The organism is Trinickia sp. (genome assembly GCF_051961175.1).
Classification (GTDB): Bacteria; Pseudomonadota; Gammaproteobacteria; order Burkholderiales; family Burkholderiaceae; genus Trinickia.
In genome coordinates, this window is sequence record NZ_JBQCDN010000045.1 from 77,068 (window position 1) to 86,688 (window position 9,621).

11 protein-coding genes are annotated in these 9,621 nt (G+C 63.8%); 8 read left to right on the forward strand and 3 right to left on the reverse strand.

Features of this window, described 5'->3' with window-relative positions; all coding sequences use genetic code 11:
* The first annotated feature begins 30 nt into the window (after positions 1 to 30).
* The 4 genes from ACTHL0_RS02945 to plsY all read left to right on the forward strand — a co-directional run bounded on the left by ACTHL0_RS02945 (position 31) and on the right by plsY (position 2,801).
* Positions 31 to 516: a methylated-DNA--[protein]-cysteine S-methyltransferase gene (locus ACTHL0_RS02945; RefSeq protein WP_440565089.1), complete on the forward strand. Its 486-nt coding sequence runs from the start codon at positions 31 to 33 to the stop codon at positions 514 to 516.
* Positions 513 to 1,496 (forward strand): site-specific tyrosine recombinase XerD, encoded by a 984-nt coding sequence (gene xerD, locus ACTHL0_RS02950; RefSeq protein WP_440565090.1) that lies wholly within the window; start codon positions 513 to 515, stop codon positions 1,494 to 1,496. The genes ACTHL0_RS02945 and xerD overlap by 4 nt, the downstream gene beginning before the upstream one ends.
* A gap of 72 nt (positions 1,497 to 1,568) precedes the next feature.
* A complete protein-coding gene (ybaK, locus tag ACTHL0_RS02955; protein ID WP_440565091.1) occupies positions 1,569 to 2,060 on the forward strand; it encodes a Cys-tRNA(Pro) deacylase in 492 nt (163 codons plus the stop codon).
* 81 nt (positions 2,061 to 2,141) lie between these two features.
* The gene (gene plsY / locus ACTHL0_RS02960; RefSeq protein ID WP_440565092.1) at positions 2,142 to 2,801 is read left to right on the forward strand and encodes a glycerol-3-phosphate 1-O-acyltransferase PlsY; all 660 of its coding nucleotides are present in this window, start codon (positions 2,142 to 2,144) and stop codon (positions 2,799 to 2,801) included.
* Between the two features lie 165 nt (positions 2,802 to 2,966).
* Here the strand turns inward: plsY and ACTHL0_RS02965 are convergent, their stop codons facing one another.
* Complete coding sequence (locus tag ACTHL0_RS02965; protein WP_277427161.1) at positions 2,967 to 3,452, reverse strand: YajQ family cyclic di-GMP-binding protein; 486 nt, start codon at positions 3,450 to 3,452, stop codon at positions 2,967 to 2,969.
* 226 nt (positions 3,453 to 3,678) lie between these two features.
* On the opposite strand from ACTHL0_RS02965, the gene murB reads away from it, so the two are divergent.
* Entirely contained in the window at positions 3,679 to 4,716 is a 1,038-nt protein-coding gene (murB, locus tag ACTHL0_RS02970) for a UDP-N-acetylmuramate dehydrogenase (RefSeq protein ID WP_440565093.1), read from the forward strand.
* Positions 4,717 to 4,870: 154 nt separating this feature from the next.
* On the opposite strand, the gene argF is transcribed toward murB, so the two are convergent.
* Positions 4,871 to 5,800 carry an ornithine carbamoyltransferase gene (argF, locus tag ACTHL0_RS02975; protein WP_440565095.1) on the reverse strand — a complete coding sequence of 310 codons (930 nt, stop codon included), beginning with the start codon at positions 5,798 to 5,800 and terminating at the stop codon, positions 4,871 to 4,873.
* Between the two features lie 257 nt (positions 5,801 to 6,057).
* Between argF and ACTHL0_RS02980 the strand changes: the two genes are divergently transcribed.
* The gene (locus ACTHL0_RS02980) at positions 6,058 to 6,387 is read left to right on the forward strand and encodes a DUF3579 domain-containing protein (protein WP_440565106.1); all 330 of its coding nucleotides are present in this window, start codon (positions 6,058 to 6,060) and stop codon (positions 6,385 to 6,387) included.
* Between the two features lie 238 nt (positions 6,388 to 6,625).
* Here the strand turns inward: ACTHL0_RS02980 and rpsT are convergent, their stop codons facing one another.
* Positions 6,626 to 6,898 carry a 30S ribosomal protein S20 gene (rpsT, locus tag ACTHL0_RS02985; RefSeq protein WP_102647170.1) on the reverse strand — a complete coding sequence of 91 codons (273 nt, stop codon included), beginning with the start codon at positions 6,896 to 6,898 and terminating at the stop codon, positions 6,626 to 6,628.
* Positions 6,899 to 7,526: 628 nt separating this feature from the next.
* Here rpsT and murJ point away from each other — a divergent pair.
* Both murJ and ACTHL0_RS02995 read left to right on the forward strand, forming a co-directional pair.
* The gene (gene murJ / locus ACTHL0_RS02990; RefSeq protein ID WP_440565096.1) at positions 7,527 to 9,077 is read left to right on the forward strand and encodes a murein biosynthesis integral membrane protein MurJ; all 1,551 of its coding nucleotides are present in this window, start codon (positions 7,527 to 7,529) and stop codon (positions 9,075 to 9,077) included.
* 5 nt (positions 9,078 to 9,082) lie between these two features.
* Positions 9,083 to 9,621 (forward strand): SirB1 family protein (locus tag ACTHL0_RS02995; RefSeq protein WP_440565097.1); only part of this gene is annotated, 539 nt, incomplete at its 3' end.

The window sequence follows — 9,621 nt, forward strand, 5'->3', positions numbered from 1 at the left end:
CGCCATTTATCGGGGAGCAGGAGAACAGTGATGTACCACGCCGTCGTCAGTGCGCCGTTCGGCAACGTCGGGATCGAAGTCGATGTCGCGGCGGGCGTCGTCCGTGCGATCGCTTATCTCGAGGATTCGGTTCCTCTGCGCGCACCCGATTCGGCGATTGCCGAGCGCGCCGCCCGCCAGATCGAGCGGTATCTGGCAGACGCCGCCGCGCCATTCGATCTGCCGCTCGCCGATGCCGGCACGCCGTTTCAGCGCCGCGTCTGGCAGGCGATGTGCGAGATCCCGCCCGGCAGCGTGATGACGTATGGCGCGCTGGCCCGCCAAGTGGACGGCGTGGCGCGCGCGGTGGGGCAGGCGTGCGGCGACAATCCGTTTCCGCTCGTGATTCCGTGCCATCGCGTGGTCGCGGCGAACGGGCTCGGCGGGTTCTCGCATCATTCGGGCGACGGCTTCTATCCGCGTGTCAAACGCTGGCTGCTCGCACATGAAAGCAGCCAACTGGCGCTGGCGCTATGAGCGGCACGAACGGCATCGCCTTGGCTGAGTCTCCTGGCGCACCGGCGGCAAGCGACGAATCGCCGGCCGATACCGCGGCGCGGGCACTGCAAGCCGCCAACGTGAGATCGATCGACGCATTCGGCGACGCGCTGTGGCTCGAACATGGCCTCGCGCGCAATACGCTCGACGCCTACGGCCGGGATTTGCGGCTCTTCGCGGACTGGCTCGCACGCACGCAAGGCGTCGGCATCGATGCGGCGCAGGAGGCGCACATCAACGGCTATCTCGCCGCCCGCAGCGACGGCAAGCCGACATCCGCGAATCGCCGGCTTTCCGTCTTCCGTCGCTACTACGCGTGGGCCTTGCGCGAACATCGGATCGGCGCCGATCCGACACTGCGCATACGCTCGGCCAAGCAGGCGCCGCGCTTCCCGTCGACGCTGACCGAAGCGCAAGTCGAAGCGCTGCTGGCCGCGCCGGATGTCGATACGGCGCTCGGCTTGCGCGATCGCACGATGCTCGAACTGATGTACGCGAGTGGATTGCGCGTGAGCGAGCTGGTCGCGCTCAAGACCGTCGAAGTCGGCTTGAACGAAGGCGTCGTACGTGTGATGGGCAAGGGGTCGAAAGAGCGGCTGGTGCCGTTCGGCGAGGAAGCGCACGGTTGGATCGAGCGCTACCTGCGCGAGGCGCGGCCGGCGCTCATGGGCGCGCGCGCAGCCGATGCACTCTTCGTCACGGCACGCGGCGAAGGGATGACGCGTCAGCAGTTCTGGAACATCATCAAGCGGCACGCGCGCGCGGCCGACGTGCAAACGCCGCTCTCGCCGCATACGCTGCGCCATGCGTTCGCGACACACCTCATCAATCACGGCGCCGACTTGCGCGTCGTCCAGCTATTGCTCGGCCACGCCGATATCTCGACGACGCAGATTTATACGCACGTCGCGCGGGAGCGCCTGAGGGTCCTGCACGCGGCGCATCATCCGCGCGGGTGAGGACGGCCGAACGCGATGTGGCGTGAAAGATGAAACGTGAAACGGCCGGGCGGTTGCGCTTACAATGCGCCGATGAGCAAAACAAAACATGTTTCGGAGACCCAGGCCACCCAGTTCCTGCGTCGCCACGACGTGCGCTTCGGCGAGCACCCCTACGAGTATGTCGAGCATGGCGGGACGGCCGAATCGGCGCGCCAGCTCAAGGTCGACGAACACCGCGTCGTCAAGACGCTCGTCATGGAAGACGAGAACGCCAAGCCGCTGATCGTCCTCATGCACGGCGATCGCACGGTATCGACCAAGAACCTCGCCCGTCAGATCGGGGCGAAGCGTGTCGAGCCATGCAAGCCCGAAGTGGCCAATCGGCACTCCGGTTATCTGGTGGGCGGCACGTCGCCGTTCGGCACGAAGAAGACGATGCCGGTCTACGTCGAATCGACGATCCTCGAACTCGATTCGATCTATCTGAACGGCGGGCGTCGCGGCTACCTCGTGAGCCTCGCGCCGTCGGTGCTGACCTCGTTGCTCGGCGCGCGCCCGGTGCAATGCGCAAGCAGCGAATGAGCCTTGCCGTTCTGTAGAATGAGCCGCCCTGGCACCTTGTGCGCCGGGCCCTATGCCCGCTAAGTCGAAAGAGTTCCCGCTATGCCATTGCTGATCGCCACCGTTGCCGCTTATTTGATCGGATCGATCTCGTTCGCCGTGATCGTCAGCGCCGCCATGGGGCTGGCCGATCCCCGTTCGTACGGATCGAAGAACCCCGGTGCGACGAACGTGCTGCGCAGCGGCAACAAAACCGCGGCCATCCTCACGCTTGTGGGCGACGCGTTCAAGGGCTGGCTGGCCGTCTGGCTCGTTGCGCGCTTCGGGCCGCGCTTCGGCCTCGGCGATACGGCCGTGGCGCTCGCCGCGATCGCCGTCTTTCTGGGGCACCTCTATCCGGTGTTCTTCAAATTCAAGGGAGGCAAGGGGGTGGCCACGGCGGCCGGCGTGCTGCTCGCGATCCATCCGGTGCTGGGCCTGGCGACCGCGCTGACCTGGCTCATCGTCGCGTTCTTCTTTCGCTACTCGTCGTTCGCCGCGCGGATGGCGGCGGTGTTCGCGCCGTTGTTCGACATCTTCCTGTTCGGCGCCAATCAGATTGCCTGGGCCGTATTTGCGATGAGCGCGTTGCTCGTCTGGCGGCACCGGGCCAATATCGCGAAGCTGATTGCGGGTACGGAAAGCCGGATCGGCGAGAAGAAGGGCGGTGCGCAAGCTGGCGGCAAGGCCGGCTCGGGCGCCGCACAGGCCCGCAAGCACTGACGTTGCGCAGGACCGCTCGTGCGGTGACAGCCCGCTAACGGACGTTCGCCCGTTCGTACCTTCGCACGCTGGCGGCCGGGCGTGCATGCATCGCGAGGCGGCGGCCGGCGTAGGCCCGCGCCCGCGGAGCAACGATCCGCCGCGAGCGCGTGTGCGCGGCTCGGGTTAGTCGCGGAAATTGTTGAAATCGAGCGGCGTATCGGTGACGTCTTTCCGCAGCATCGCAATGACGCTCTGCAAATCGTCGCGCTTGGTGCCCGTCACCCGCACGGCATCGCCCTGAATGCTCGCCTGCACCTTGATCTTGCTGTCCTTGACGAGCTTGACGATCTTCTTGGCGAGATCGCCCGACACGCCCTTCTTGATCGTCACCACCTGCTTGACCTTGTCGCCGCCGATCTTCTCGATCTTGCCGTAATCGAGAAAGCGCACGTCGACGTTGCGCTTGGCCATCTTCGACAGCACGACGTCTTTCACCTGACCGAGCTTGAAGTCGTCATCGGCGAACATCGTCAGTTCGCGCTCCTTTTGCTCGACTCGCGCGTCCGATCCCTTGAAATCGAAGCGCGTGGAGATTTCCTTGTTGGATTGCTCGATCGCGTTTTTCACTTCGATCATATTGGCTTCGCAGACGACATCGAACGACGGCATATTCATTTCTCCCAACGCTGTTTTTGGACGGCACCCGCGTTCAAGCGGCGAGCCCCGCATGCATGGCTTGCGTACCCGAGCCGATCGCGCGCTCCGGGCACTCGCTATAATCACGACCGAACGCCATTTTACCGACGCAAGTCTTCCGAGAAAACGCCGGGCGGCGCTATACGTCGCATTGTGCGACGCTTCGCCCCGCGGTGCAGCACAAGCGCCCCCTTCGCCGATGTCTTTTTCCGATTCCGATCCGCTCTTGCTTTTATCCGACTACACGCTGCGTGCGCATAACACGTTCGGCTTCGACGCCCGTGCACGCTGGTTCTGCCGCATCGAATCGCCCGATCAATGTATCGCGGCCTTGCATGACCGGCGCGTGGCCGGCCTGCCGCATCTCGTGCTCGGCGGCGGCAGCAACGTCGTCCTCACACGCGATTTCGACGGCATCGTCTTGCTCGTCGCGCTTGCCGGGAAGCGCTTCGTGCGCGAAGACGACGCAGCCTGGTACGTCGAAGCGGCCGCCGGAGAGAATTGGCATGCGTTCGTCGCATGGACGCTGGCGAACGGCTTCCCGGGGCTCGAAAACCTCGCGCTGATTCCGGGCACGGTCGGCGCCGCACCGATCCAAAACATCGGCGCTTACGGCCTCGAGATGGCTGAGCGCTTCCATTCGTTGCGCGCGCTCGAGCTGACGAGCGGCCAAACCGTCGAACTCGATGCCGCGCAATGCCAATTCGGTTATCGCGACAGTTTTTTCAAGCGGGAAGGGCGGGATCGATTCGCGATCACGTCCGTCACGTTCCGTCTGCCGAAGGCGTGGGCGCCTCGCGCCGGGTATGCCGACGTGGCCCGGGCGCTCGAGGCGGGTGCCGGCGAGACAACGCCGCAAGCCATCTTCGATGCCGTCGTGGCCGTGCGTCGTGCGAAGCTGCCGGATCCGGCCACGCTTGGCAACGCCGGCAGTTTTTTCAAAAACCCTGTCGTGGATGCCGCGGCGTTCGAGGCGTTGCGCGCGCGGGAGCCTCAGATCGTCTCATACCCGCAAGCCGACGGGCGCGTGAAGCTGGCGGCGGGCTGGCTCATCGATCAGTGCGGCTGGAAGGGGCGCGCGATGGGGGCGGCCGCCGTTCACGAGCGGCAGGCGCTGGTGCTCGTCAATCGCGGCGGTGCTACGGGGGCGCAGGTGCTCGCGCTCGCGCAAGCGATTCAGCATGATGTGCGAGAGCGGTTCGGTGTCGAGTTGGAGCCGGAGCCCGTCGTCGTTTAGCACCGGTTCGGGTGGTGGACCCGAGCCGGATTGTGTGCCCATCGTGGTGTGATCGCCCGTTATCGCCCCCCGCGCCCGGTTACGGGGCGCCGGCGAACGATACCCGGGCCCCGGGGGCACGCGGCCCCGGCCGGGCCGGCAAGGAAAACCGTCCTCAGTGATTGAGCTTGCCGAGCAGCAAGAACTCCATCAGCGCCTTTTGAACGTGCAGCCGGTTCTCGGCTTCGTCCCAAACAACGCTTTGCGGCCCGTCGATGACCTCGGCGCTGACTTCTTCGCCGCGGTGAGCCGGCAGACAGTGCATGAAGAGCGCATCGGGACGCGCCCGCCCCATCATCTCCGCATCGACGCACCAATCGGCGAAAGCCGCCTTGCGCACTTCGTTCTCGGCCTCGAACCCCATGCTGGTCCACACATCGGTGGTGACCAGATCGGCCCCTTCACAGGCTTCGTTGGGGTTGTCGAACAAGTTGTAAAACGGTGCGCTACCGGCCGCGACGAGCGCCGCATCGAGCCCGTAGCCCGGCGGCGTCGAAATACGCAGGTTGAAGCCGAGAATCTGAGCGGCCTCGATCCATGTATAGAGCATGTTGTTGGCGTCGCCCACCCACGCGACCGTCTTGCCGGCGATCGGGCCTCGATGCTCGTAGAACGTGAAGATATCGGCCAGAACCTGGCACGGGTGATATTCGTTCGACAGGCCGTTGATGACGGGGACGCGCGAGTTTTCCGCGAAGCGACGAATGATGTCCTGCCCGAAGGTGCGGATCATGATGATGTCGACCATGCGCGAAATCACTTGTGCCGCGTCTTCGATCGGCTCGCCGCGGCCCAGTTGGGTATCGCGTGTGCTCATGAACACGGCGTGGCCACCGAGCTGGAAGATGCCGGCTTCAAACGAAAGCCGCGTGCGCGTCGAGTTCTTCTCGAAAATCATCGCGAGCGTGCGGTCGTGCAACGGGTGATAGGTCTCGTAGTTCTTGAACTTGCGTTTCAGGATGCGCGAGCGTTCGAGCACGTACTCGTAGTCGTCCCGGGAGAAATCGTTGAACTGCAGGTAGTGACGGATTTGTTTGGCGGCCATAAAACGAATACGGCGGGCTTGACCCGGTGCGCCGGCACCGGACGGCGCCGCCGTCGGATGTGGTAACTGCAAGCAGCATAAAGGATTTTTTTTTGTTTGACGAGCCGGCAGGTCCAGCCGGCGAGCCGGAGCCGACGCACGCGCCATGGGCATCGCAGTTTGTGTGCAGTGCGGAAAAAGTCGCTGCGGGTGGTATAATCGTCGAGTTTTCCCAAGCCCGGCGGGCAGGCTTCGGGCACGTTTCATGGGTTTCGTACATGGCCGAAGCATCCCACACCGAATACTTCATTCAAGGCATCACGAAAGGCGGGAAGAAATTCCGTCCCAGTGATTGGTCGGAGCGCCTCGCAGGGGTCATGTCCTGTTACGGTCCCGGCGCCCAGGGCCCTAACGCGCGGCTGCAGTATTCGCGCTACGTGCGCCCGATTCTCCTCGGCGATCTCAAATGCGTCATCATCGATTCGCGGCTGCGCGATATCGAGCCGATGGCGTTCGACTTCGTCATGAATTTCGCAAAAGACAACGATCTGGTCGTCACCGAGGCCTGTGAGCTTCCGGCCGATCACGGGGCGTCGCAAAAGGTATAGGTCAGCCTCGGCCTTCCTTCGCGCGCTGACTTCACGCCGACGACACGCCGAGCAGGCGCGCAAAAAAGCCCGCAATCTCGATATTGCGGGCTTTTTTGTTGCCGGATCGGGTAGCCGATCTTATAGCCGAATGCGTCGTGCGATCGCGTCGTGCGACCGTTTTGCGCCTGGGCCGGGCCCACGGGGCAAAGCATTCGCCGGCAAGGCGCAGAGGCCTCGCCTGTCGCAAAAGCCTATATCAGGCGGCGGCTTGCAGGCCCTTGATGGCTGCGGCCAGGCGGCTCTTATGGCGAGCGGCCTTGTTCTTATGAACGATCTTCTTGTCGGCGATGATGTCCATCGTCTTCGCCGAAGCGCGGAAAAGCTCTGCCGCCTTGGCTTGGTCGCCGGCTTCGATCGCCTTGCGGACAGCCTTGACAGCCGTGCGGTACTTCGAGCGCAGAGCCGAGTTGTGCGAGTTCGCTTTGGCGGCCTGGCGGGCGCGCTTGCGTGCTTGTGCGGAGTTAGCCATGAGAGTTCCTTGTCCTGTACTGTTTCGGCGCACGGCCGGTAGGCCGATCGAGTGCCGCTTTTGGTCCAAACCTCCGGAAGCGATTGCCCGGAAGCGCAAAAACATCGACGAAGCGTGCTCGGGGTTTTCGCGAAGATGCCGCGAACACGGTGCCTGGCGACCACACGCCGGCGTTCGCCGTTGGGTCTTGGATCGCCCTGTCAGCCTTCTTAGCCGGCTTCTCGGTCAGCCTCTCAGCCAGCAGCCGGGGCCGGCCCTTTTCTCATTTTCGTGAGGAAAGACCGGTTGGCGACCGAGGTCGAGCTTCGAAACGCGCGAGTATAGCAACAAAATCAGGCACATGGCAAGCCCGCGACGGATCCGCTACCCGTGCAACCTGACGGGGCGGCAGCGGTCGAAGAGGGCCGGATCTTGTGCTCGGCATCGGCCAAGCGCGCGGAACCCGTGCCACCGGGGCTACCGGTGACGTCGGCACCGGCGTTTCCGCGCCGGGGCCGGTTGGACCGCAGGTGTCCGTATAATAAGCGCCCCTTGACGCCTTCTTCCGTCGAATGGCCGAGGATCCCCACCACTGGCGATGCGCGTGCGCATCGGAGAATGTTTAGCTTTAGCGCAGCGTTCAAATCTGATGAATCTATTCCGAGCCTTGCTGACGGTCAGCGGCTTCACGCTGCTGTCCCGCGTGACCGGTCTTGCCCGCGAGACGCTGATCGCCCGTGCGTTTGGCGCCAGTCAATTCACCGACGCGTTTTACGTCGCGTTCCGCATCCCGAACCTGTTGCGGTGCTTGTCCGCGGAAGGCGCGTTCTCGCAGGCCTTCGTGCCGATTCTGGCCGAATTCAAAAGCCAGCAAGGACACGATGCAACGAAGGCGCTCGTCGATGCGATGTCGACGGTGCTCGCCTGGATGCTCGCGCTCGTCTCGCTGCTCGGCATGGTGGCTTCCACGTGGGTGGTCTACGTCGTGGCATCGGGGTTGCGGGCCGACGGGCAGGCGTTCGTGCTTGCCGTGACGATGACGCGGATCATGTTCCCGTACATCGTCTTCATCTCGTTGACGACGCTCGCCGCCGGCGTGCTGAATACTTACGGCAAGTTCTCGCTGCCGGCTTTTGCGCCAGTGCTACTGAACATCGCCTTTATCATTGCCGCCGCGTTTGTCGCGCCGCATATGAAGGTGCCGGTCTACGCGCTGGCGTGGGCCGTCATCGTGGGCGGCGTGTTGCAGTTCGTCGTGCAATTGCCGGCGCTCGGCAAGATCGACATGGCGCCGCGCATCGGGCTCAATCCGTTTGCCGCGCTCGCGCACCGCGGCGTCAAGCGCGTGCTCGTGAAAATGGTGCCCGCCATGTTCGCCGTGTCGGTCGCGCAGATCAGCCTCATCATCAATACCAATATCGCTTCGCGTCTGGGGCCGGGCGCGGTGTCGTGGATCTATTACGCCGATCGCCTCATGGAATTTCCGACGGCCCTGCTCGGCGCCGCGCTCGGCACGATCTTGCTGCCGAGCCTGGCGAAGGCGCATGCCGATGCCGATCCGCATGAGTATTCGGCGCTGCTCGATTGGGGGCTGCGCGTGACGTTCCTGCTCGCCGTGCCGAGTGCGCTCGCACTGTTTTTCTTCGCCCAACCGCTGGTGGCCGGGCTGTTCGATTACGGCCGTTTCGATGCGCATTCGGTGGTCATGGTCGGCCGCGCGCTGGCGGCGTACGGCATCGGCCTCGTCGGCATCATCCTGATCAAGATTCTCGCCCCTGGCTTTTATGCCAAACAGGACATCAAAACGCCGGTGAAGATCGGCATCGCCGTCCTGGTGGTCACCCAGCTGTCGAACTACGCCTTCGTGCCCCTGCTGGCGCATGCGGGCCTCACGCTGAGCGTCGGGCTCGGCGCTTGCGTGAACGCATCGTTGTTGTTCATCGGTTTGCGCCGGCGGGGGATCTATACTCCATCGCACGGGTGGTTGCGCTTTCTCGTGCAGATGGCGGGCGCTTCGTTGCTGCTCGCCGGTGCGATGCACTGGTGCGCGATCACTTTCGACTGGATCGGCCTGCGTGCGCATCCGTGGGCGCGCATTGCATTGCTCGGCGCGTGCCTGGTGATCTTTGCCGCACTATATTTCAGTATCCTTTGGCTGATGGGCTTCAAATACGCGTACTTCAGAAGGCGTGCCAAGTGACGGCCATGACATCCGTACTCGATTACTTCGCCACCCTCGTTGCCGACGATGACAGTCTTCCCCTGACGGAGACAGCGATCGCGCTCGCGCAAGATGCGTATCCCGATCTCGACCTCGAAGCGGTGCTTGCCGAACTCGACGAACTCGCGCTGCGCTTGAAGCGGCGCTTGCCCGCGAGTGCCGATTTGGCGGAAAGAATCGGTGCGCTCAATCGCTTCTTCTTCCGCGAGCTCGGTTTCGCAGGCAACCTGAACGATTATTACGATCCGGACAACAGCCACCTGAACGTCGTGCTCAAGCGCAGGCGCGGGATTCCGATCTCGCTGGCGGTGCTCTATTTGGAACTGGGGGAGCAGATTGGCGTGCCGGTGAAAGGGGTGTCGTTCCCCGGCCACTTTCTGCTACGCGTGACGCTGCCCGAGGGCGACGTCATGCTCGATCCTACGACGGGCCAGTCGCTCTCCGAGACGCAGATGGTGGACATGCTTGAGCCCTACATCTCGCACACCGAGCAGTCGGTCGGCAACGCGTTGCGCATGCTGCT

What these genes read in the sequence shown, in the direction of transcription:
- ACTHL0_RS02945 (WP_440565089.1), top strand. Translation starts at nt 31, where the DNA reads ATGTACCACGCCGTCGTCAGTGCGCCGTTCGGCAACGTCGGGATCGAA.
- xerD (WP_440565090.1), top strand. Translation starts at nt 513, where the DNA reads ATGAGCGGCACGAACGGCATCGCCTTGGCTGAGTCTCCTGGCGCACCG.
- ybaK (WP_440565091.1), top strand. Translation starts at nt 1,569, where the DNA reads ATGAGCAAAACAAAACATGTTTCGGAGACCCAGGCCACCCAGTTCCTG.
- plsY (WP_440565092.1), top strand. Translation starts at nt 2,142, where the DNA reads ATGCCATTGCTGATCGCCACCGTTGCCGCTTATTTGATCGGATCGATC.
- ACTHL0_RS02965 (WP_277427161.1), bottom strand. Translation starts at nt 3,452, where the DNA reads ATGCCGTCGTTCGATGTCGTCTGCGAAGCCAATATGATCGAAGTGAAA.
- murB (WP_440565093.1), top strand. Translation starts at nt 3,679, where the DNA reads ATGTCTTTTTCCGATTCCGATCCGCTCTTGCTTTTATCCGACTACACG.
- argF (WP_440565095.1), bottom strand. Translation starts at nt 5,800, where the DNA reads ATGGCCGCCAAACAAATCCGTCACTACCTGCAGTTCAACGATTTCTCC.
- ACTHL0_RS02980 (WP_440565106.1), top strand. Translation starts at nt 6,058, where the DNA reads ATGGCCGAAGCATCCCACACCGAATACTTCATTCAAGGCATCACGAAA.
- rpsT (WP_102647170.1), bottom strand. Translation starts at nt 6,898, where the DNA reads ATGGCTAACTCCGCACAAGCACGCAAGCGCGCCCGCCAGGCCGCCAAA.
- murJ (WP_440565096.1), top strand. Translation starts at nt 7,527, where the DNA reads ATGAATCTATTCCGAGCCTTGCTGACGGTCAGCGGCTTCACGCTGCTG.